Genomic DNA, 24257 nt, shown 5'->3' on the forward strand with positions numbered 1-24257 from the left:
ATTCCTTGTTGTTATTTTCGAAATTAATTCATTTGTACCATAGGATCAATTTTTGCCATAAATGATTGATGAAGTGCTTCTACACCATCTACTAAATGGAGGCGATCAATGACAACAGATACTTTAATTTCAGATGTACTTACCATTTTAATATGAATATTTTCTTCTTTTAATGTAGAAAACATGCTAGCCGCAACACCAGGATTTGATACCATGCCTGAACCTACAATAGATACTTTAGCTAGGTGGTTTTCATATTCTACAGATTCATAATGAAGCGTTTCTTGATTTTGTTCTAATACTTCGAGTGTTTCTCTTAAATCATTCGAATGAATAGAGAAGGATAGATGTACAGTACCTTCATTTGTAATACTTTGAATAATAATATCAACATTAATATGAGCTGTAGCTAGTGTAGAGAAAACAGTTGAAAGTGATTCTTGTTCTAACCCTTTCATTGTTACACGTGTAATGTTATCTTCAAATGCAATACCTTTTACCACTGATTGTTGTTCCATGTTACATTCTCCCCTTACAATTGTTCCATTTTCTTGTTCCATGCTTGAACGAACTTCTAAAACGACGTTATGATTTTTTGCAAATTCAACAGCGCGTGGGTGCAGTACACCAGCTCCAAGATTTGCGAGTTCTAACATTTCATCATAAGAAATTTCATCTAATTTATATGCGTCTTTTACAACACGTGGATCAGTTGTGTAAACGCCTGTGACGTCCGTATAAATATCACATTTTTTCGCTTTCAGCGCAGCTGCTAATGCGACAGCAGTTGTATCAGAACCGCCTCGGCCAAGTGTAGTAATCTCGTTCTCTCCACTTAATCCTTGGAAGCCAGCAACGATTACAATCGTACCTTCTTGTAAATAGGATTGAATACGTTCTGTGTTAATATTAGTGATTCTTGCACTTCCGTGTACAGATTCAGTTGTAATACCAGCTTGCCAACCCGTTAGTGAAATAGCTTGATATCCTTTTGCTTGCAATGCCATTGTTAATAAGGAAATGGTTACTTGTTCGCCAGTTGTAAGAAGCATGTCCATTTCGCGTTTACTCGGATTTTCAGTAATAGCGGTAGCGAGTGCAACAAGTTCATCTGTACTTTTCCCCATGGCGGAGACAACTGTAACAACACCGTTCCCTCGTTCATATTCTTCAATAATTAAATTTGCTACATGTTGAATGCGCTGGATACTTCCGACAGAAGTACCACCGAATTTTTGAACAATCGTTTCCATTACAAATTCCTTCTTTCATCCATTTTTTATTCGTAATTTAGGAAAGGTGTAAAAATATATAAGTCCCTAAGTATTCCTGTAGTTACCGGAAAGAAAAACAAAAAACACCATCTCAAATAAGTGAGGATGGTGCTGTTACAGGAAAAGGGAAACAGAAAAAGGAGCTAATAAAAAAACCGCCAAAAAAGGAATATCATATAAAACATGATATCTCTTTTTTGTAGATAGCTCTTCATATATACACGTCTGTATATATGACAGTTCTGTTTCTATTCGAAAACAGCCCCAATTGATAAATGCAGAGAAATTTATCAATTTCGGCAACACTTCCTTTTTTCTAAACTCATAGACATCTCTGTGTCTCCTTTAGAATACTTATAAGCGTTGCAACCTCTATCTCACGTTTTGGGCGAGAGTGTTTGGTTTATGAAGTTATTTGGTAACATTTTTTTTATAATAATTAAAATCTTTCAGGAAATCAAGTGGTTTATTAATATTTTGAAAATTTAATCTTTTTAAATAAATAAAAAGAAATATTTGAAAAATATAGATAGAATTGGATTATATATATACATTAGTAATATAGAGGTATGGGAGGGCGAGAGTGTGAAGAGGCCGAAACCGATTTATGTTCAAACAAAAATGGAAACATCAATGGAGGAACTATGGAAATATACGCAAGATCCAATGTTACATACAGAGTGGGATGCTCGTTTTACTGAAATATCATATTTAGAGAGAAAAGAAGATGAACCACAACGTTTTTTATACAAAACGAAAATCGGTTTTGGGATTGAAATAGCTGGAGAAGGGGAATCGGTAGGTCAATTACGAAAGGAAACAGGGGAGAGAATATCTTCATTAAAATTTTGGACTGACAGTAAACTTTCATTAATCAAAATAGGACGGGGATATTGGAAGTATACACCGAAGGGAGAAAAGATTTGCTTTGAAACGCAATATGATTATGAGACGAGGTTTGGCCGTATAGGAAGAATGATAGATTCATATATATTTCGGCCGTTATTAGGATGGGCGACAGCATGGAGTTTTGACGCTTTAAAGTTATGGCTAGAAAAGGGACTTCATCCACGTTTGCTAATAAGGAAATCGATTATTCACTGGTTGATTTGTTTGATACTTTCCTTTGTATGGATATATCAAGGGTTTGTGCCAAAAATATTATTTACTAACCCAGAAGAAATGCGGATGCTTTCTGTACTTATCGGTTCAAATGAAAATGGTATTCTTGCCCTTAAAATAATTGGTTTTTTAGAAATAGGATTCGGGATTACATGGTTGTTGCCATTTCAAAAACAGAAGTTATTGCTGTTACACATTATTATTTTAATTGGTGTAACTATTGCAGCAGCATTCACAAATATTTTGAGTTTTATCCAACCATTTAACCCCATTACCTTAAATCTTATATTAATTGGATTATCAGCTATTGGTTATATAAACAGTGATGATTTACCAAGAGCGAAAAATTGTAAGAGAAAAAGAAAGGGGTAAATGTGTGACTAGCATCTATGAACAATTATTAGGTGAATCTTACCAGCAGCTACATCCAAAATTGCAAAAACGCTATGCGATTACAGAAAAATATAATTTTATAGGTGAAGGAAAGATGAATGAAATTGCTGAAGGATCTTTCCTTGTCAAAATGATTTTACGGGTTGCATCGAAATTTCGCATGTTTTTTTCGGAGAGAGGAAAAGAAGTGCCGTTTACGATACATAATACTGCTGAAAAGGATGCGAAAGGAACTACCTTTGTAAGGTGGAATCGGATGTTTCTGTTTGGTAACAAACAACGTTACTTCAATGCTGTTATGTACTTGGATACGAAACAGAATGAAATTATTGATTACTTTGGTGAACCGCATTTGCTTGTATCAACACTTACATTTTATGTTGATAAAGAGGGAGCGCTGCATATCTCATCAAAGAAACAATGGTTGTACATACTTGGGAAGAAAATACCTTTACCGAAATTTTTATATGGAGAGGCGAAAATTAAAGAGAGCTATGATGATGCAGTAAACTGTTACAAGATTCATGTTCAAGTACGAAATCCATTGTTTGGCCCGCTTTTTTCATATCAGGGAACATTTGTAGAAGGGGATCAAAATAGATGAAAAATATAATTGTTGGACTTATTTGTTATATGATTTTTCTTATATTGGAATGGCCAGTACTACATCCTGTTGAAGTGATTATATTACTATCGATTCTTCTATTCATACCAATGTCATTTTGCATTGTTGATAAGGAGAAAAGAGATGGATTACAGGTTTTATTTTATAAAACAGTATCTTTGCTTTATCCGGTTGCTGCAATTAGTGCGATGTTAGCTTTTGCAACGGATTATTTTTTCTTTGCGGTTATATGGTTTATGTATACAGGCATGATTGCATTATTCGGTGTAAGTAGATTGTTAGAAAGAGGATGGAAGCCATTAGAAGAGACTGCAATTGATAGTGGTTTCATATATTTGTTTTTAGGTGGTTTTTGGTTTTTTGCTTCTGTAGCAAATTTATCAATTATGCACTTTAATTCTGATATCGTTTTACTTACAGCAGCCCATTTTCATTATTCAGCCTTCGTATTACCTTTATCTGTAGGGTTACTTGGGAGAAAGCGACAAAAGAAAAGTAAATTATTTAAGATTGTTACATGGATTATTATCATTTCTCCGATGACAGTAGCAGTTGGGATTACGTATTCAAGAATATTCGAGTTCTTTGCTGTATTCATTTATCTCATTTCGCTTTATGCATACGGTATTTATGTATGGAAAACAAAATTTACTTCGATAGTTGCAAAAATCCTTCTGATCATTTCATCGAGTACACTTATGATGACAATCCTATTTTCGCTCGTATACTCATATGGAAATTTGAAACAAGCTATGACGTTTACTATTGCCCAAATGGTTTGGATTCATGGTGTTGTGAATGGAATTGGGGTAGCATTGCCTGCCTTTATTGCTTGGATGCTTGAAAGGAATGTGCCAGCGTACATTCATTACGGCAAACCGATGAGTCGCATGAGGGGAAAAATGAATGTGGAAGGGATGAAGGTTGTAAAAGAGAAGATATATACAGGTCTTGTAAATCAAATGAGTGATTTTCATAGTGTGCAGTTTGATGAAAGAGAAGTATCTCCACTTATCATTGATTTTTATGAGCATACGAAAAATTATCAACTAAAAGCAAATATTATGTGGTCCCAATGGTTTCGTCCCTTTGCCTTTCTCTATGAGAAAATGAGTAGACATATGCAACAAATTCATTTAGGGATGGGGAATAGATGGGAAGTTATGTCTGGTAATATTATTGCGATAGAAAAGGAGCAAGATGGTAGGGAAGATGTGAGAGCGTGGATCAGAAAAAACGAACAAGGTGAAACGATTTTTGTCGCTCTTTACGCGCACCATACATATGACGGAGAAATATACATGAATATTGCGTTACCATTACCATTTTCGAATATGACGGGTATTTTAAAATTACGTAATGAGAATAAGAATCTGATCATCACTAGTAGATTAAGAGAAAGTACAAAAGGCGACGAAGGAATTTACTTACATACTCGTTTCTGTACGCTTCGATTACCATTAGCCGAGACGTTTACGATAAAAGAAAAGGCGAATAAGGCTTTGGTAGCCCATCATCAAATGTGGATATTTGGAGTGAAGTTTTTAGAGATTGATTATGAGATTGAGCGGATGGAAGAGAGAGGACATTGAATTAATTTTTGGTATATCTAAACATTTAATTGTTAGAAAAAAAAGAAAATTAAATGTTATAATGAAAGGAAAAAGAAGGAAAATATGTAAGGGAAGGGGATACATATGCAAGGAGAGGTGCAAACGGAAAATAAGGGGAATTATGTAAGTAATTTATTATTACCTGTTACAAAATCACGCCATTTTACTTTTTTATGGATTGGGCAGCTTCTTTCCGTCTTGGGAAGTTCCATTACAATGGTAATTCTTCCAGTAGTCGTATATACATTGACTGGATCCACGGTTGTGATGGGAACGACGATGGCGATGTATATGCTACCGAATATTCTCGTTTTACCGTTTTCTGGGCTAATCGTTGATCGCATCAATCGAGTTAAGTTCATGTTATTTACAGATGTTGTTCGATGTATATTGATGATAACCCTTGCGGTGCTTATGTTTACAAATACTTTAACAATCACAATTTTGTATGTGCTAGTAGCAATATACGGATTAATGGAAGGGCTATTTCAGCCGGCATATGCAGCGGTGCGAGCAAGGGTGTTCGTGCCAGAAATTCGGAATGCAGCCAACGCATTAACGCAAATGAGTAATCAAGGCGTTCGTTTAATAGGCCCAGCGCTTGGCGGTCTTATTGTTTCCGTTGCATCGGCTGGAATCGGGTTTGGGTTAGATGCATTAACGTATTTATTATCTTTTGTTTGTTTATTGTTTTTGAAAGATGTAACAGCTAAAAAGGTACAGGAACAGACAAACCAAAAAATGAATTTTAAAAAGGATTTTACAGAAGGTATTGTTGTCTTAAAAAGCCATCCATGGCTTTGGATTACAATTTTAGCATTTTCATTTATTAATATTTGTTACGCAGGAATTATCGTTGTATTAATCCCTTGGCTATTTCATATACATCATCAGTTTGAACCGTTTGTATATGGACTTGGAATGGCATTTTCTGGCGCTGGGGCTGTTGTTGCAGCTCTTATTTTTGGAGGGAAACAGAGGTGGCATAAACGAGGATTGCTCGCTTACGGAGGGGTCCTTATTAGTGGGATATCACTGTTACTAATGCCTTTTGTTTCTTGGGCACCAGGATTAATAGGATTAATGGCATTAGAAGGATTTGGGATTATGATTTTTGGCCTAATATGGGAAACAAGCTTGCAAGAACTTGTGCCAGAAGAAGCATTCGGAAGAGTGGCGAGCCTTGATATGCTAGGATCATTTGCATTATTACCGTTAGGGTATATCGTTGTTGGTTGGTTAGCGAATGTGATTGGTGGTACTGTAACGATTACGATTTTAGCCATTGCGGCCATTATAGTAGTAGTAATCGCGCTCTTTGTCCCAAGTATTCGCCAGTTTGATTAGTGTATATTTGCAAAAAAACAGTAAGTTCTGCTAAAGGGCAGAGCTTACTGTTCGTGAAAGAAAAATATTTGTGAATGCTGTTTCGCGGTATTTTCAGGATGACCGTTATAACTAAATTGATTCTCGTCCCAGCTAATGACGATGTCAAATGAGTTGGTATCCTCAGATAATGGGAATTGCATTTTCGGAAGACTCGTTTGACTATATGCTACACGTATATCGGATTTATTGAAAGGATTAAAAACAGCTTCTGCATTTGGGTTATTTTCGCGTATTTCAATGGATACGTTGCTTACGTCTTTACCGATATTTTTTACAAGTAAGTTGTATGTATGAAACATACCTTTTTTTGCTTGCGATGCTGTAGAATCCTTCGTTTTATCCACTTCAATATACCACTGATCAGATTTTGATATAACAGGAAGCTCTGTAAAAGTTAAAGCACTCGCTTGAAGTGGCACTGCGAAACAGATGAAAGTGAGTAAGAATAATATTTTTCTTTTCATGAATCATTCTCCAATTCACTATTGCTGATTTTTTATTTTGTTAGCATCTTCTAAATGTAAAAAAGTTATGCATATAGTTGCTTTAGTAAGTATAGAAGGCTCTTTTCGTAAATAATGTTGCTTTATTGCGTGAAAATTTTATCCTTATTGATTTTATAAAGTTTTTTACGAATAATTGTAACTAAGGGAGATGATTTTAAGTTGAGTAAACAGAATATTAGCACAACTGTTTCGGGAGATTTAATTGTTACCCATCTGATTGGCAAGATTAAAACAGATGATGTTAACAAATGGTTTGATGGCTTCGAGCAAGTTTGTCAGCAATTCATTTCATAGGGGCGGAAATACAAATTGTTGGTGGATAGAAAAGGCTACACTCCAGATCATTTTTCCGTTCAAAAAGCATGGAAAGATAAGTTTTTCAATGAAATCATTTTGAATCATAGTAAGGCAATTGCGTTTCTCCTTGAAGAAGGAGAGATAATGAATTATTTGCAACAGTCCAATACAAAAGAATCCGTAAAACTTTTCGATAATTATGAACAATCATTGATTTGGTTGAATGAATATCCAATATAAAGCCTTTATTGAATCGGTTGTTCAATTTGTGAAAAAGTATTTGAATCTTATGTTCATTACACTACTAGTCGGTATAACTACCTCGTTATTTGCACTTTGTATGATTGGTTTTACATGGTTAGTGTATTTTTTACTAGAAGCGGGTATGGCACCTGAGATTAGTTTCACAGTAGGGTCAGTTATGAAATAGAAGTTTTTATAAGTTATAAAGCTAATCTTTCTGAATGAATAGGAGGGTTAGCTTTATTTTATAACTATAAAATAAATATGTAATTATGTAGGAAGAAAATGAACTTTTTTCAAGTTGATAGGTAATAAATATATAGGGTGATTACGGGGAGGTGAGAATGTGGATGAAATATTACTTATTCAGCAGGCAAAGAAAGGAAATAAAGAGGCATTTAATCAATTACTGCAACCATACATACAAAAAGCATATAGAACATCCTATCTTATATTGAATGATAAAGGTTTGGCGGAAGATGCTGTGCAAGAATCTCTTATACAAACATACCAATCTATGAAACGTTTTAATGAAAACATTGCATCATTTAAAACATGGTTTCATCAAATATTGATTCATACGACTTTAAAACAAAAGCGAAAAAAACGATTTGCTTTTTTACAGATAGAAACATGGTTTCATATAAAAGATGAGAGTACATCAGAGGGAAATTTTCTTGAACAAGAAGAGACGGAAATGATTATGGATATGGTACGGAAATTATCAATGAAGCATCAAGTTGTTATTATTCTATTTTATTATCAAGAACTATCTATCATAGAGATTGCACAAGGGTTGGATATAAAAGAAGGAACTGTAAAATTGAGACTTCATCAAGCGAGGGAAAAGTTAAAAGAGTATCTAACGAAAATGAATTTTAAAAATCAAGAAACGGAGGTGAGCACATGGATCAACAAATAAAGAAAGCTGTTCAGGATCAAGCAAGAAAAGTCTCATTCCCGGAGCATGTCGATATTGAAAAATCATTAAGTAGAAAAAAGAAAAAGAAAATGAAATTACAATGGGCGATTATTCCTCTGCTTCTTGTAGTTTGTTTTTTTGCTAGTTGGAAAATGACATCTACAATTGCGAGTTTGTTTGAAACTGAGCCAGTTAAGCATGTATATGATGAATACTTAATTTATAATGAACACTACTATGTGCTCACTGATGAAATAGTAGAGAAGAAAAAAATTGGACAAGAACTAGGTGAAGTGAAGCGTACAGGAGAGTGGGCGTATTTAGAAGAAGGCGACACAAATATGTTTACTCCGGAAACAAAATATTATGAAGTGAAAGGTGAAAAAAATAAGATTGCGATTGAAATGGTACATAACGGAGCAGGGTATCCTGAATTTCGAATTTTACAGAAACAAAAACCGATTGAAGCAGTAGATGAGAAGAAAATGTTTGGTGCAAAAAATGATTCAAAGGGTGTACAAAAATCTTTGGGAAATGTACGAAAAGTCGTTCCTTTTTTGTATGAAATCACTGACGATCAATTAAAACCTAGCTTTGTAAAATTAAGTAATGATAAAAAACATTATTATGTAAAACTCATGTACGAACCTCATGTAAATAATCCGGATCATCCAAAAGTTATTTTTGTTCGAGAGTATGAGAAGAACTATGTAGATCCGTATGTTTCTGATATGTCATTAGACGGGGATTTTTGGTTTGATAAGAAAGATAAAGTGAATCAATTTGTAGTGAGTGATATGAAATGGACGGAATATCGATCTAAGCGAGAGAAGGAGTATGTAACTGTATTTCGTGCAGAAAAAAACAATGTGATTTATGAAGTGTCGTCACAATTATATACAGCAGAAGAAGTGAAAAACTTTTTGGGGACGATGAAGGGAAGGGGGGAAACAAGATGAAATGGAAAATAATAGTGAGTCTTTTCATTATTACATGTTTAGCTGGAGGTATATATAGTTTTTTAGATTTTGGGGCAAAAGCTGCTAGTGATAAAGTGAAAATTACCGAAAAAAAAGAAGAGAAAAAACAAGAAACTCATGAATTTTCGAAAGAGGAATTATATGAAAAGATTACAAATGCGATGGATTACTTTCAGACGGTACAAGGTAGTTATATAGAAGAAACAAAGGGATATGCTCGTAAAGATGAGTATAAGTTACGATTAGGAGATCGGGCGGCATCTTTTGTAAAAAGTTTTACTAAAGTTCCACAAACGGATCAGTGGGGAAGAGAACATGTTATATCAGCTAGTGATGGGAAATTACTAACTATGTCGGTACAAGATAAAAAATGTTGGGAGCAAAAATATGAACAAATAGAGAAACAGTCTCCTCAAGAAATTAAAAAGAGGATCACAGAAGCGAGGAAAAAAGAACCATATGTAGCAATCGCACGCCGGATAGATATTCCTTTCGCTGCAAACGGCATTTTTCAAGCAGACGCCTATGCTAATTTCTTTCGTGATTTTAGTAAATGGAATATAGTGAATCAACATGAAATGTATAAAGGTAATGATACAATTGTAGTTCAGGGAGAATTTACAGGTGCCAACGCTAAAAAATTTCAATCTAAAACATTTCATTATTGGTTTGATCGAAATACAGGACTTGTTTTGAAATATGAAAATCGAAATGAACAAGAAGAGGTAGTAGGTTATTTAGAAACGGAGTCCTTTGTTGTAAATGTACCGATTAAAGATGGGGAATTTGCGGTGGATATTCCTAGTGATTATCAGAAAGATAAGCATTGAATGAATAACAAATAATCAACTTAGATTGTATTTGTAGGAGGAAGTATGAGAATCAAATTACTAGTTTTAGTATTTTCTATTCTATTTTATATTACAGGCTGTGATCGTTCGTATTATTTCAAAAACACGAGAACAACAGCGCTTACTGCGGAGAATATTGATGGTTTAAAATTACATGATAACATTTATGAATCTAAATTTATTGAGAAATATGGAAAACAGATAAAGACGAGTCAAGATAATGAATTTTATGATTACTATCGTTTGCGTGATGATGTAGAAATTGCCGCTATAAAAGAAGGGGAAAATAAAGGTGATATTGTTCGGATTATGATTTTACATGAAGATTATAAGGTGAAAAAAAGTGAAAGTCATACGTCAAAAGGAGTAAAAATTGGTAGTAAAAAGGAAGAAGTACTATCCTCTTATGGAAAAAACTATTATACAAGAAATGAACAAGGAGCTAACATTATTGGTTATATAGACACCAAAATGCAAGTTACGTTAGAGTTTTGGTTGGATGATAAAGAACAAGTTGCGTTAATGCGCTTTGATGATGCGGATGTTCAATGAATAAGTTTAATATAAGGGATTATGTGCAGGAGGGCTATTGTATATAGCCCTTTTTTATATCTAGATTTTTGAAAGAATGTGAAACGAATTAAATTGGTTACATTTTACAAATGGATGAATAAGTTATATAATCAATAATCATATTNNAATATGATTATTGATTATATGTTTGTGAGGTGTGTGGGATGAAAGGAAGAGATGTTGTTTTAGGACTATTGATGGGAAAAGAGTTGTCTGGCTATGACATAAAAATTGTATTTGAAGATGTGTTTACTCATTTCTTTGATGGAAGCTTCGGTATGATTTATCCAACTTTAAGGCAATTGGAGAAGGAGGGGAAAATCAAAAAAGAGGTTATCATGCAAGAAGGAAAGCCAAATAAGAAAATGTATTTCATAACGGACGAAGGAAGAGAAGAGTTTTATGAATATATGAAGAGTGATGTAGAGAAGGATGTTTTGCGTTCTGACTTTTTAATGCGAATGTACTTTGGAAACTATAGCGATACAAATACGATAAAAAAATGGATTGAAGAAGAAATTGAAAGAAAAGAAGCGTATATTGCCGATCTTCGCTTGAAGTATGAAAAATGGAGAGGAGGTATCACATTTGTAGAGGAGATTTCGCTCGATGTCGGTATTGCATCGTATACAGCGCAAGTTGAGACATTAAAGAAGAAATTAATTCAGCTTACAGTAGACGATAGGGGAAATAAGGAATAAAAGAAGTGCTAACTTATAAAGGGGGAGGTTGCGATGGAGCAATCAAAGGGGCTTAAGATAGTATTTTTAATGTGTTTAGGTATTTTTCTTTGTATGATCGATACAACCATTATGAACATTGCTTTACCAGCAATACAATCTAGTGTAAATACGTCATTAGAAAAAATGTCATGGATTTTAAATGTATATACAATGACAATTGCTGTACTAGCAGTTCCGTTAGGGCGTATTGCAGATATTTTTGGTAAGGCAAAAATGTATATCATTGGTTTAATCGTTTTTGGTGGTGGTTCCGCACTTTGTGCATTTGCGAATACTGGAGATTTTCTTATCTTTTCTCGCTTTATTCAAAGTATAGGAGCCGCGATTTTATTTCCGACGAGTATGATAATTGGAGTGTCAGCAGTTCCGTTAGCTAAGAGACACATTGCGCTTAGTATTTTAGGTGTAACACAAGGGTTATCGGCGGCAATTGGACCAGTAATAGGTGGGGTTATTACAGAAAATTTAGGTTGGAGATGGGTATTTTTCGTCAATATTCCGATTTGTGTAATTGGGGTTGTTTTATGCTTTGTTATGCTACAAATAAAAAATGAAGAACGTATTAAATCCAAAATAGATTGGATCGGATTGGTACTAAGCAGCTCTGCAATTTTCTTTTTCACCCTTGTATTAGTTAAGGGGAACACATGGGGATGGATGAGTAACTTAGCTTGGGTTTGCTATGTTACTAGTATTATTTCTTTCTTATTATTTATTTTAGTCGAAAGAAAAGTGGCAGCGCCTATGGTGAATTTACAGCTATTTAAAGATCGAACCTTTGTTGGAGCGTCTATTGTAGTCATATTAAGCAATTTATTTTTAGTTGGAGTAACTGTATTACTTCCGACTTTCCTCACAAAAATACAACATCGAACAGAAATGGAAGCGGCTTTTTTAATTACGCCTATTTCAGCAATGATATTTATTGTTTCCCCACTATCTGCAATACTAATTAAAAAGCTTGGGAAAGTTTTTATTATTTTATCGGGTTTCATAGTGATGAGCATAGCGTATTACTGGTTACAAATGATAGGAGTAGATTCAACAAGTACAGATATTATTATTCCTTGTATGATATTAGGTGTTGGATATGGTTTAGTAGTCGGACCAATTACAATTTTAAGTGCTTCTTCATTTGAAGGGGAATTATTAACTGCTTCTCAAAGTGTCGTATCAATGTTAAGACAAGTGGGCATTGTATTAGCCGTAGCAATATTTGTATCTACTTTAACTCAAAATCTATCAGTAAATAAGGATATGGTTTATCGTTATGCGGAAGAAAAAGTTCGGACGATTCATGTGGAACAGGCTGAACAAGCAAAAATATTACAAATAACGAAAGAGAATATACAAAATAGAAGTTTAGAATCAAATATTGAAAAGAAACAAAGTGAAGAAACTCTTGGATTAAGCGAGGAGCAAAAAGAGAAATTGATTCATGAAAAAGTGAATGAAACTTTAAACGGAGTTCCAGTGGAATATAGAGAGATAAAAAGAGAAGAAATTACAAAACAAGTAACAAAAGCGATTGAAGAAAAAGATGAGCAAGTAAGGGGAGAGATTCTTGCATTCTCAAATGATGTTAGGCATTATGCAGAAAGCAAGATGGCGATGAGTTTTACTGATTTATATAAAGTGAGTGTACCAATCATTTTGGTTTGTGGTTTGGTAAGTTTGGTGTTTTATGAAGGGAAGTTCTGGATTGGTAGGAGAAAAAAGGCTTTAATGAGTGAAGATTAGAAAGTGAATGTTTTTCTGTTTATATATCAAGTAACTACTAACTTAAAGTTCTTTCGAAAATATGTTTTGAACCAATTCTGTAAAACTCTTTTCCCCCCTTGGTACGATGGATACGTCTTCATGCCAAATCTCAATAATTTCCCAGTTATTTGTTATATGAAAGCCTATAGCATCGCCGGAAAAGTTATCACCAAATAGTAAAACATTTTTCAGTTCTGGATTGTTATTGGCATCATATATTTCATCTGCTTCGATAAGTCCTCCGTAGAACATAAAATAGGAATTAGAAACAGATCCATAACCCACTTCTTTTAAGAAGGAAATATAATCTTGGGGTACACCGTTAAGCGTGGATTCTTCCTCAATAATAGAATCAGTTAATGTACTAAAATCATATTCAGTTGGTGCATCATGAATCTTTTTAATAATATCTTTGTATACCATTTGTAAACACTCCAAACGTATTTTGAGTTTGAGTATAAATATGGCGGTTTCATTACCTGCCATATTTTTGCAAATTACTAGAGAGATATAGACTAACGAAGTATTGAAACAAAAGTTATCAATACCAACTATATACTTCGTTTTTTTTTTATTGTTTTAATGATAACATACTATTTTGTTTTTCTGGAATGTACTATTTTTATTTACCTTAAAGTGTTTTGAGGGTGTTGCAAAACTTATAAATATCCAAAAATGAATGCATAAAAAATCCGTCTTCCTGGAAAAGTTGAACAACTGTTTAGTAAACTCAAAGATCAAGGGCTGGAACAGCCGCGCTGGTATAGCCAAAAGTGCTATCTACTGCATGTTCAGTTAGTTTTTTTGATTTATAACATTGCATATTTATTTTAGTTTTGCAACACCCTCGATATAGTTTGTATATATAGTATTCTTGCAATTTTTCGATTCTATCAGGTTGTGAAAAATACGAAAAAGTGTTATTTTTTAAGGGGTATTTAAGGTTATATATGCATAATAAAAATGGATGTGAAGATTGAGAGTATACTATATTCATTGATGCGGGGTGAAACAAAGAAACGAAAAGAGGGAATAAATTGCATTTAGATTTTGTAGCTCAGAAACAAAGAAGAAATGAATTACGTTTTAATTTTTCTGTTCAGCAAGTAAGAAAAAGCCCATTACTTTCTTTCATTATTAGCGGAATGTGGACCATTTTTTTAGAAACGTTGTTTTTTATTACGCTAGGCTATTTCGAATTAGAGAAGACTAAGCTATTTTTTAATGAGGGAAGCACATTAAGTATAGTTACTATAATTTTATGGAGTATACTATTTTTTATTGATTATTTGAATAAGGGGATAATCAATAGACTTAGACCAGCTATAAGAATTCATATTTTATTGTTTGTAATAGCTCATTTAATAGTTTGGCTTTATATATTCATACAAGAAAATATGAATTTTTCATTTGTGAATAATTGGATTTATTTGCAGTATGCACAGTACCTACTTAGCTTAGTATTCATTTATATGGTGTATATTTTAGTTTATAATTTATTTGGTAAAATTTTACTAAGTGTAATGTTAACTAGTTGTTCTTTAATTATTTTAGCAATTGTTAATTTTTTCAAAATTATTTTCAGAGGAGAGCCGCTTTATCCGTCTGACTTTACACAAATCAGGCATATGCAGTCCGTTATACCAATGGTTATGGATTATTTTAGTTTGAAAAATATATTGATAGTAATCATTAGTATAGCTTTATTTACATTTGTAGTTTTTCATATTCGAAAACACATTAACTCTATAAAAATCCATATTAGTATGAGGATTGTTTTAATATGTGCATCCGTGTTTATGGTATATTCGTTTAGTAATTACCCTAATACATTTGTGAATAAGTTATTTGCAAAAGGGGGGATATATTTCCCTTTGTGGAATCAAAATATGAACTATGGTCAAAATGGTTTGGTTTTGGGGTTTTTAAGTAACTTAGATACAACGGTCATCCAGGAACCAGAAGAATATTCAAAAGAAAATATGCTTCAAATTGCAGAGGATATAAAGAAACAATATGGCGATAATGTGGGAGAACAAAAAAAAGCAGAGAAACCGAATATTATATTTCTTATGAGCGAGGCTTTTTGGGATCCTACAAAACTAACGAACCTTTCATTTAGTGAAGATCCGGTGGCGAATTTACATCATTATATTGAGAATTTTCCTGGTGGACAAACAATAACTCCTACATTTGGGGGGAATACAGCGAATACAGAATTTGAAGCGTTAACGAGTTATTCAATGAGTTTGTTAATGCCTGGTTCTATACCATATCAACAAGCTGTTACAGGTCAGAAAGAAATTCCATCCATCGCAAGTGAATTGAAAAATCAGGGGTACTATGCGAGTGCAATTCATGCTTTTAATCGAGCATTTTATAAACGGGACGATGTATATAATATATTTGGATTTGATAACTTTAATGCAGAAGATACGATGAAAAATAAAGAATTAGCTGGAGACAATATTAGTGATTTATCTATGAGTAAAGAAATAATAGATGAATTGAATAAGAGAAAACAGCCTACATTTATTCATGCAGTGACGATGCAAAATCATTTTCCATATAATCCAGGGCGGTTTGAAGAAAATAAAATAGAAGTTAGTGGATTAACAAATGAAGAATCAAAAGAAGAATTAGAAGTCTATACGGAAGGTGTAAGGCGTTCCGATGAAGCTCTACAATATTTAATAGAGCAGCTTAATGAGCTAGAAAGACCTACTTTATTAGTCTTCTTTGGGGATCACTTGCCAGTGTTAGGAACGAATAAGGCTATTTATAAAGAGGCTGGATATATAGAAAATGAAGAAACTTTAAGTGAGAAATTAGCTATGTCAAAAACGCCATTACTAATGTATGCAAACTTTGATCTGCCAAATGATAACTTAGGCTTAGTAAGTCCGATTTATTTTTCAAATATTGTTCTTGATTATGCTGGATTAAATAAATCACCATTCTATCAGTTTTTATCGGAACTACAAAAAGAAATACCAGTGCTTAAAGATGATTTAAAGGTCGATAAAAATGGAGAAGAAATAAAAGACTTAACGCATAAACAAAAAGAAATGTTAGAGAAATATAAACTTATTCAATATGACTTACTTGCTGGAAAGCAATATAGTAAGGACATATTATTTAAATAAGCGCAAAAAAGAACTTGTATACGATACAAGTTCTTTTTTTATAGTATTTAACGGGGTAACCAGACAAGCTGAGTTAATTAGGGAGTATTACCTGTTAGTATAAATTAAAATGTAATCGTTTTATTTATTAATTTGAGAGAAATATTTGAATTTTTATCCGTTTTAAGATTAATTAAATCGAGAGTTATAATAAAGCTCTCAGAATTTGAGAAATAGTAGTTAAGTTTTGCAACACCCTCGTTTTATATAAACACTTTAGATAAGTTGAACCGTCAAATTGAAAATAGAACCTTACAAAAATGTAATGTTCATGTCACGAAATAAGATAGTACATTGTGAGTAATCTTATTAAAATTAAATAGATTATGCCTTGTATCTGGAAAATTACTAAAAATATAGTCCGCTGCTAAATTACTTCATAAGGTATATCTTATTAAAATGTAGCAGGAACTAAAACATTAAAGGAGATTATGTAATGAATTTGAAAGATTTAGATTATGAATGGTTTAATTTTATAAATGATAAAGTACAGCAATATCCAGTAGTAGATCATGTAATGATACTATTTGCAGAATATGTACAATATGCTTTCGTGTTATTGCTCGCCCTATTATGGATAAGGAATAAGCCTAATTTTCGTATAATGGCTTTTCAAGCGATGGTCGCATTTACTTTAGCTTATTCGATGAATAGGATTATTGAACAATTTCTGTATAGAGATCGACCTTTTGTTTCACATAACATCACACAACTCGTAGATCACGCGGCTAACTCTTCTTTCCCAAGTGATCATGCAACATCAGCTGTTGTAATTGCAGCTACATTATTGCTATCTGCATATCGTTTTAAGTATACTTGGTTTTTCTTAGCACTAGGTGTGGCTTTCTCAAGAGTGTGGGTCGGCGTACATTATCCACTTGATGTAATTGCAGGAATTGTACATGGAGTATTGATAGCGCTAGTTACACAGTATGTTGTATTTAAAATACGTCCTGTTGCTAGATTAATTGCAAAACCTATTTTTCAAGGGGGAAACTAGGTTTATAAAATAAATATGTTTGTACCCAAGAAAAAGCTGTTCTAAATCAAAGTATTTAGAACAGCTTTTTTGTTGGTCTCTTTTAGAACGAAAAGAACGGATGAAAATGTTATTGAATATGAAATGTTAACCATAGTACATTTAACAAGGGGAGAATTTTTCAAAAAGAGGGTGAGGAAATTGCTTAATGAAGCAAATGGCCTAATAAGGGGGCATATGTATACAGCAGAAGAACAACAAAGGCTGTATAAACGAACATTAATCATTGTAAGTATTTCACAAATGTTTGGAGGGGCAGGCTTAGCGGCTGGAATTACAGTCGGAGCACTGCTTGCACAGCAAATGCTTGGAACAGATGCATTGGCGGGACTGCCAACAGCGATGTTTACGATGGGATCAGCAGGAGCGGCTTTCATAGTAGGGAGGCTCTCACAACGTTATGGGCGCCGAATTGGGCTTGCATCTGGGTTTATGGCAGGAGGAATAGGTGCGATTGGTGTCGTAATGGCAGCTTTAACAAATAGCATTATCCTTTTATTAGCTTCTTTACTCATTTATGGGGCAGGAACAGCCACAAATTTACAAGCTCGTTATGCTGGTACGGACTTAGCGAATAAAAAGCAACGGGCAACAGCGATTAGTACGACAATGGTTATGACGACTTTTGGTGCGGTCGCTGGACCGAACCTAGTCGGGGTAATGGGGAATATCGCTCTTTCTATTGGTATTCCAAAACTTGCGGGGCCGTTCCTATTATCAGCAGCTGCATTTTTACTAGCAGGGCTCATACTGTTCATTATGCTTCGCCCAGATCCATTAATCGTAGCGAGTGTAATAGAAACATATAAACAGAAACAAATAAAGAAAGAAAATTCAATGGCTAAGGCGTCGATAGAAAATAAAAGAGGCGTAATAGTTGGTGCGGTCGTTATGATACTTACGCAAATCGTAATGGTCGCAATTATGACAATGACTCCTATACATATGAAGCACCATGGCCACGGCTTGCATGAAGTGGGCCTTGTTATTGGTTTCCATGTAGGGGCAATGTATTTGCCATCACTCGTTACAGGAATGTTAGTTGATAAGGTTGGTAGGATGACAATGAGTATCGCTTCTGGGGTAGTATTACTTAGCGCAGGGGTGGTGGCTGCTGTCGCACCGAGTGACTCTCTCATTCTCTTAGTCGTTGCTTTAGTTTTACTTGGATTAGGATGGAACCTTGGTTTAATAAGCGGTACTGCTCAAATTGTTGATGCAACAGAACCTTTAACACGCGCAAAAACACAAGGGAAAATCGACGTTTTAATTGCGTTAGCCGGTGCTTCCGGTGGAGCGATGTCAGGCATGGTAGTAGCAAATTCGAGTTATGCAGCATTATCATTAGCTGGAGGAGCTTTAGCATTGTTGCTTATTCCTGTTGTGATTTGGTCTCGAAAAAGTGATAGCTAGTATGTATTAAAAGAAAATAAAGACGTTATTAGACAATATGAATTTTATAAAGTGATGAGGGGTATGTCTCTGTTTGGTGGAGGATGCCCTTCTTTTGATTCAAGTTGTAGTTTATTAGGGGGCTTGTCCGTAATCATATTAGTAATGTAATGCAAAAACTAAGAAGTAAAGAAGTGCACAAGCAATTGTTGAGCTTTTTTGCATAGAAGAACGTATACTACATGAGCCAACTTTTTGATAATAGTTGGTCGTTTTTCTATTCGTTTTCGCTTTATACGAAGTACAGTATAGGAATAGAGGGTACATGGTGAAAGTGTATGGTTAGCAACATTGTAAAATCAACCATGTATTTTCAAAGTTTCTTCTCCATAAATCTTCTTTTTTAATCCAGAAATACAATAAACCAGTGTCTCCCCAATCCATTTCAGATTCATCATTCGTATCAAGTTGCAATAGTAACATCCAATCTTTAGGACTGCCAGGCAGAAGTTTTATTTTTTCATCTGAAGGGTATCCATTTCCTAAATATATCCCATTTGTAACAAGATGACACTCTTCCGCCATTTCTTCTGATTGTATAGCTTGTGCGGAGCCAAGTAAATGATGCAATCCATCGATATATAATTCTTCTATTTCTTTATAAAGATCCCATTCATCATCATGCGATAAAGCTGTTTCGCCGATCTTTTCTTTTGCTAATGTCCACGCCTCTTGAAAGGAGATGACGGAGGGAGGAAACACTTCTGTTTGCAGTTCTCGACGTTTTAGATTTTCTATATTTTCCGTGTATAGAATGCGGTGTCCTCCTGTATCTCTTGGATCATATCCCCACGGCTGTTCTTCTGCATCATAAAAGAAATACAGCATGCCCTTTGTAGGAAGTAGGTTTTCTTTATGATAAGGTTGTACTTCTTCTAAATTTAGTTGTCCAATAAAGTGTAGCGGTGTGTCGTTGTATGTTGGGATCTTGAATTCATTAGGTAAATCTGGAAAGCCTCCTAATTTTGAAGTTCCTATTGCTATTTGTTCATCAGATCCTTTATGTAGATGAATTTGAATTGCTCGCTCAAGAGAGTTTAAAATCTGTTTTTCTAGATGCAAGGCATTATATTTTTTTAATACTTTTTGCAATGTTTGTTTCATTATGTATCACCTCATCTTTATTGTACAACAGCAGAGTTCTAATTTTTCGAAAAATAGTATCATGGATAATAGTTAAAATACTCATTATGAATAGCATGGATTTTTAGTTGCATATAAAAAACATTAAATAACTTGTTTTAAATATTACACTAATATAATATTTATGTGAGAAGAAAGACTTGTGATCTTATACATGAGAGCATAGCGCGGCGTGGAACTGAATTCTCGGCCCATTATAAAAGAATAAGTTATACACCAGTTTAATTAATGTTTGATTTCTAGGGGAAAGGTGAAGGAATGCAATGAAGAAAGCAATGCAATTTTTAATACTACTCACATGTATTATATATGTGAATAATTTTGTATATGCCTATGTAAACGGGTATAAAACTTTAAAGGGTGCTAGCGCCGTATGGTCTATTTCACCGTACTTATTGCTAACAGTATCTTCTTTTATATTAGCAAATGATTATAAAAAAGAATATTCTATAGTGAAAAAAGAAGCTAGAATAGGCATGGCTTTGAAAATTCTCGCTTGTATAGTAGCCTTTTTTAATTACAAATTTGAAATAGAGTCTTTGGAATATGCTATGAGGTTTGTAATTTTAGCTATCTTATTCATTATAAATATCACATTAGAATATAGGATGTATAAAATAGCTGAAGGATATGTTCCTAAAAAAAGTGAAGATGAAGCTGTAACAGAGCGAGAAAAGTGGAATCTTAAAAATTATGGGAAAGCAACTACGTTAGGATTAAGTTCTTTTATGTTATGTGCATTAGGTGGAATGAATGTAGTAGCTATAGCACAAATGAATCCGTATTACAGTTTTATTTGCGTGTGTATATTTATCGTGTTTTTGAAAATGAATTATGATAAAACGATGTTGTTTTTTGAGAATAAATCATTAGGGAAACATATATTTGTTAGAGATGCTTTTTATGCAACAGTAGGCTTTGGATATAACTTGGTAATCGCTCTAGAATTGATTTCATTAAATGAAATCTTTGTAAATACAGCGCTAATTGTTGGTGTTTGTTTCCTTTATCCAACTATTACAACAAATAGGAAGATTTCTTTAAGATATAAAGCAGTATCAAAAGTAGTTGGAAGTAACTTAGCATATTATTTTGATGATAAGAAAAATCCTTATAAGCAAATGTAAAAAACGTTTAATCAATGATTGGACGTTTTTTATTATATTCAGAGAAATGAATCTACTAATAAAAACCGAAATATTGAAAATTATGTTAAAATATCATTAATATGGAAAGGGAGGAATATTTCATGGCAAAAGACCGTCTTGCTCAAGTAGATATAACAAAGAAAATGGAATCAAAATCAAAGTATAATAAGAAACTTGAAAAGTATCAAAGGCGCTTATTAGCGTTGCAGCAAATTTTACAAAAAGAAAAGATAGCTGTTATTATGGCGATGGAAGGTTGGGATGCGGCTGGAAAAGGGGGAGCAATTAAACGAATTACGGAGCATCTTGATCCACGTGGTTTTCAAGTAAATCCAATTGGTGCGCCTGCTCCCCATGAAAAACGTTATCACTATTTGCAACGCTTTTGGCGCAAAATTCCTCAGTATGGCCAAATTACGATTTTTGATCGCTCTTGGTATGGTCGTGTATTAGTTGAGCGTGTAGAGGGGTTTGCTACAGAAGAAGAGTGGAAGAGAGCATATGATGAAATTAATGATTTTGAAAAATTATTAACGGATGATCATTACATAGTAGCAAAATTTTTCTATCATATTAGTAAAGATGAGCAGCTGGCACGATTTAAAGATCGAGAGAAAAATCCTCTGAAGAGATGGAAAATTACTGATGAAGATTGGCGTAATCGTGAAAAATGGGATGAATATACCGAGGCGATGGAAGAAATGTTTGAGAAAACAGATAAGCTAAATGCAAGCTGGAATATTATTGCGAGTAACGATAAATTATATGCACGTGTGAAAACATTGAAAGTAATTATTTCATTAATTGAAGATTATTTTGTAGAACATGGAATCGAATTGCCATCATACTATCATGAAATGAAAGAGAACACGCAAGAGGAAAGCGAACAAGTGCAAAATTAACTTATGCCCTATTCATAATAAGAAGTGTACGCAAAAAATGAAAAATACACTAGAAAATTGATGATTTTGTTTATGCCCATAATTGCAGTTTATTCTTGTGGAAAGTACATAAGTATGCTAAGCTTTATGTAACTTTTAATGAACGGAGGGGTCTCCTTTGATTTTAATCAGATTACGTCTCAATACTTTGTGCCGATAATTGAATAGCGCTCAAAGGCTCTGTCTGTGTGCAGAGTGAACGGGATTGGTCTGCCTATTTTAAAGGAACCCTTTATTGAACTCATATGTGAAAAGAGGGAGGGACGAATACGCCCTCTTTTTGTTTTGCCTTTATAATAGAATGATGTGATATATGTGTATGTTTTTAGGGATACGTATATCACTTGTGATGTGTTGACCATGTAGCAATTGGAAAGCAATGCTTTCTTTTATTTATTTGTTATACTCTTATCCGTTTACGAAAAGCACAGGCAGTGACCTGTGTTTTTTATTTTGCGTAATCGAAATGGAGGAATAAATATATGGAAGAACTAGTACAAAAAGCGATATTAGTTGGAGTAAATTTAAATAATGAAAGTGATTTTGAATATTCGATGGAGGAGTTAACGAATCTTGCAGAAGCGTGTGATGTAGAGGTTGTAGGGCGAGTTACACAAAATTTACATCGCGTGAATCCATCACATTATATTGGAAAAGGGAAAATTGAAGAAGTTTCCGCTTTTGTGAAGGAATCAGATGCGAACATGGTGATTTTTAATGATGAATTATCGCCTTCACAAATTCGAAATTTAGAAGCTGACTTAGATTGTAAAGTTATTGATCGTACCATTTTAATTTTAGATATTTTTGCGCAGCGTGCTAAGACGAAAGAAGCACAGCTACAAGTTGAAGTGGCGCATCTGCAATATATGATGCCACGTTTAATCGGTCTTCGTGAATCTTTAGGAAGACAGAGCGGCGGTGTTGGTACGAAGAATAAAGGTGTCGGTGAGAAGAAATTAGAGCTCGATCGTCGTAAAATTGAAGAGCAGATTGCAGTATTAAATAAAGAACTAGAGGCACTTGTTGCCCAGCGTCAAACGCAGCGCAAGCAGCGCAAGAAAAATGAAATCCCTGTTGTTTCATTAGTGGGATATACAAATGCGGGTAAATCAACAATTATGAATACGATGCTTGAAGTCTTTAACGGTTCTACCGAAAAACAAGTATTTGAAAAGGATATGCTATTTGCGACGCTAGAAACGTCAGTGCGAAATATTGAACTTCCAGATAATAAATCATTTTTATTAACAGATACGGTTGGTTTTGTAAGCAAGTTGCCACATCATCTTGTAAAGGCATTCCGTTCAACGTTAGAAGAAGTTGCAGAGGCCGATTTATTAATTCATGTGGTCGATTATGCAAATCCGAATTATGAACAATTGATTGAAATTACAAACCAAACTTTAAAACAAATTGGTGTTGAAAACATTCCGACGATTTATGCGTATAATAAATCAGATATGATGGATGTTGAAATCCCGAAAATGCAGGAGGACCGAGTATATCTGTCTGCAAAACAACAAATTGGGATTGAAGAACTTGTAGAAATGATTCGTTCGCACATTTACAAAGAATATACAAAGTGTCAGATGTTAATTCCTTATGATCAAGGGCAAGTTGTTTCTTATTTTAATGATCATGCACATGTTACATCTACGAGTTATGAAAATGAGGGCACGAAAATTTCGCTTGAATGTAAGACGAGTGATTTTGAGAAATATAAGCGTTTTGTTATTTAAAATGAAAAAGATATTGATTTTATTTGAAATTTCTAGCTATACTAAAAGTAGTGTTAACAAAATGAAAAGAACGGAAGGGTGACCCAATTACATGAAGTACTAATCCTATTTACGAAAACAAACAATTGAAGGTTATTTTTAACAGATGATTATGCTGTTATTTGTAATGCCTTTAATTTGCGTTTTTCAGAATAGGATTGGCTTTGTATAGTTGGATCTAAAGGGGATAGTCTCTTTTGGTGTACACCTATATATAATGATGCCTCCTATTCTGAATGGATATAGGGGGCATTTTTTGTCTCCTACACTAGATAA

At 33.8% G+C, this 24257-nt stretch carries 21 protein-coding genes, 2 pseudogenes and 1 riboswitch; of the genes and pseudogenes, 19 read left to right on the forward strand and 4 right to left on the reverse strand.

The features are described 5' to 3' along the window. Positions 1-23 precede the first annotated feature (23 nt). Positions 24-1253, reverse strand: a complete 1230-nt coding sequence (locus CN373_RS01660; protein ID WP_098358684.1) for an aspartate kinase — start codon at positions 1251-1253, stop codon at positions 24-26. Between the two features lie 217 nt (positions 1254-1470). Further along, positions 1471-1657, reverse strand: a riboswitch (Lysine riboswitch). A 202-nt stretch (positions 1658-1859) separates the two neighbouring features. On the opposite strand from CN373_RS01660, the gene CN373_RS01670 reads away from it, so the two are divergent. The 4 genes from CN373_RS01670 to CN373_RS01685 all read left to right on the forward strand — a co-directional run bounded on the left by CN373_RS01670 (position 1860) and on the right by CN373_RS01685 (position 6374). Continuing rightward, positions 1860-2768 (forward strand): DoxX-like family protein, encoded by a 909-nt coding sequence (locus CN373_RS01670; RefSeq protein ID WP_000828394.1) that lies wholly within the window; start codon positions 1860-1862, stop codon positions 2766-2768. Positions 2769-2772: 4 nt separating this feature from the next. Next, positions 2773-3393: a DUF4166 domain-containing protein gene (locus tag CN373_RS01675; protein WP_000200913.1), complete on the forward strand. Its 621-nt coding sequence runs from the start codon at positions 2773-2775 to the stop codon at positions 3391-3393. Next, positions 3390-5006, forward strand: a complete 1617-nt coding sequence (locus CN373_RS01680) for a YndJ family protein (protein WP_098358685.1) — start codon at positions 3390-3392, stop codon at positions 5004-5006. Before CN373_RS01675 ends, CN373_RS01680 begins: the two co-directional genes overlap by 4 nt. 105 nt (positions 5007-5111) lie before the next feature. Then, positions 5112-6374: an MFS transporter gene (locus tag CN373_RS01685; RefSeq protein ID WP_001161215.1), complete on the forward strand. Its 1263-nt coding sequence runs from the start codon at positions 5112-5114 to the stop codon at positions 6372-6374. Positions 6375-6418: 44 nt separating this feature from the next. Here the strand turns inward: CN373_RS01685 and CN373_RS01690 are convergent, their stop codons facing one another. Then, positions 6419-6880, reverse strand: a complete 462-nt coding sequence (locus CN373_RS01690; RefSeq protein WP_098358686.1) for a hypothetical protein — start codon at positions 6878-6880, stop codon at positions 6419-6421. Between the two features lie 125 nt (positions 6881-7005). Here CN373_RS01690 and CN373_RS01695 point away from each other — a divergent pair. The 8 genes and pseudogenes from CN373_RS01695 (at position 7006) to CN373_RS01730 (ending at position 13271) form a co-directional block, all read left to right on the forward strand. Beyond that, positions 7006-7459 (forward strand): annotated as a pseudogene (locus CN373_RS01695) (STAS/SEC14 domain-containing protein). After that, a complete protein-coding gene (locus CN373_RS01700; RefSeq protein ID WP_098358687.1) occupies positions 7443-7649 on the forward strand; it encodes a hypothetical protein in 207 nt (68 codons plus the stop codon). The pseudogene CN373_RS01695 and the gene CN373_RS01700 overlap by 17 nt, the downstream one beginning before the upstream one ends. Before the next feature lie 159 nt (positions 7650-7808). Beyond that, the gene (locus CN373_RS01705; protein WP_098358688.1) at positions 7809-8384 is read left to right on the forward strand and encodes an RNA polymerase sigma factor; all 576 of its coding nucleotides are present in this window, start codon (positions 7809-7811) and stop codon (positions 8382-8384) included. Beyond that, positions 8369-9343 carry a hypothetical protein gene (locus CN373_RS01710; RefSeq protein ID WP_098358689.1) on the forward strand — a complete coding sequence of 325 codons (975 nt, stop codon included), beginning with the start codon at positions 8369-8371 and terminating at the stop codon, positions 9341-9343. Before CN373_RS01705 ends, CN373_RS01710 begins: the two co-directional genes overlap by 16 nt. After that, positions 9340-10194, forward strand: a complete 855-nt coding sequence (locus CN373_RS25760) for a hypothetical protein (protein ID WP_240519100.1) — start codon at positions 9340-9342, stop codon at positions 10192-10194. The genes CN373_RS01710 and CN373_RS25760 overlap by 4 nt, the downstream gene beginning before the upstream one ends. Positions 10195-10239: 45 nt before the next feature. Then, positions 10240-10767, forward strand: a complete 528-nt coding sequence (locus CN373_RS01720) for a hypothetical protein (protein WP_098358690.1) — start codon at positions 10240-10242, stop codon at positions 10765-10767. A 185-nt stretch (positions 10768-10952) separates the two neighbouring features. After that, positions 10953-11489, forward strand: coding sequence for a PadR family transcriptional regulator (locus tag CN373_RS01725; protein ID WP_098358691.1), 537 nt, complete (start codon positions 10953-10955; stop codon positions 11487-11489). Between the two features lie 33 nt (positions 11490-11522). After that, on the forward strand, positions 11523-13271 hold the full coding sequence (locus CN373_RS01730) for an MFS transporter (RefSeq protein WP_000438144.1): 1749 nt from the start codon (positions 11523-11525) through the stop codon (positions 13269-13271). 42 nt (positions 13272-13313) lie between these two features. On the opposite strand, the gene CN373_RS01735 is transcribed toward CN373_RS01730, so the two are convergent. Next, positions 13314-13715, reverse strand: coding sequence for an SMI1/KNR4 family protein (locus CN373_RS01735; protein WP_000262555.1), 402 nt, complete (start codon positions 13713-13715; stop codon positions 13314-13316). A gap of 279 nt (positions 13716-13994) precedes the next feature. Between CN373_RS01735 and CN373_RS01740 the strand changes: the two are divergent. The 4 genes and pseudogenes from CN373_RS01740 to CN373_RS01755 all read left to right on the forward strand — a co-directional run. After that, a pseudogene (locus CN373_RS01740) lies at positions 13995-14126 on the forward strand (ISNCY family transposase); the annotation flags it as partial. 203 nt (positions 14127-14329) lie between these two features. Then, complete coding sequence (locus CN373_RS01745; protein WP_113745321.1) at positions 14330-16438, forward strand: LTA synthase family protein; 2109 nt, start codon at positions 14330-14332, stop codon at positions 16436-16438. Between the two features lie 475 nt (positions 16439-16913). Continuing rightward, positions 16914-17477 (forward strand): undecaprenyl-diphosphatase, encoded by a 564-nt coding sequence (locus tag CN373_RS01750; protein WP_001049283.1) that lies wholly within the window; start codon positions 16914-16916, stop codon positions 17475-17477. Between the two features lie 180 nt (positions 17478-17657). Continuing rightward, entirely contained in the window at positions 17658-18929 is a 1272-nt protein-coding gene (locus CN373_RS01755; RefSeq protein WP_098358692.1) for an MFS transporter, read from the forward strand. Between the two features lie 321 nt (positions 18930-19250). Here the strand turns inward: CN373_RS01755 and CN373_RS01760 are convergent, their stop codons facing one another. Beyond that, on the reverse strand, positions 19251-20072 hold the full coding sequence (locus CN373_RS01760) for a YwqG family protein (protein WP_000815065.1): 822 nt from the start codon (positions 20070-20072) through the stop codon (positions 19251-19253). Positions 20073-20374: 302 nt separating this feature from the next. On the opposite strand from CN373_RS01760, the gene CN373_RS01765 reads away from it, so the two are divergent. The 3 genes from CN373_RS01765 (at position 20375) to hflX (ending at position 23942) form a co-directional block, all read left to right on the forward strand. Then, entirely contained in the window at positions 20375-21238 is an 864-nt protein-coding gene (locus tag CN373_RS01765) for a hypothetical protein (RefSeq protein WP_000710101.1), read from the forward strand. Positions 21239-21360: 122 nt separating this feature from the next. Beyond that, positions 21361-22161, forward strand: a complete 801-nt coding sequence (locus tag CN373_RS01770) for a polyphosphate kinase 2 family protein (protein WP_001040137.1) — start codon at positions 21361-21363, stop codon at positions 22159-22161. Positions 22162-22682: 521 nt separating this feature from the next. Beyond that, positions 22683-23942 (forward strand): GTPase HflX, encoded by a 1260-nt coding sequence (hflX, locus tag CN373_RS01775; protein ID WP_098358693.1) that lies wholly within the window; start codon positions 22683-22685, stop codon positions 23940-23942. Positions 23943-24257 lie beyond the last annotated feature (315 nt).

Source organism: Bacillus cereus (genome assembly GCF_002561295.1).
GTDB classification, from domain to species: Bacteria; Bacillota; Bacilli; order Bacillales; family Bacillaceae_G; genus Bacillus_A; species Bacillus_A cereus_S.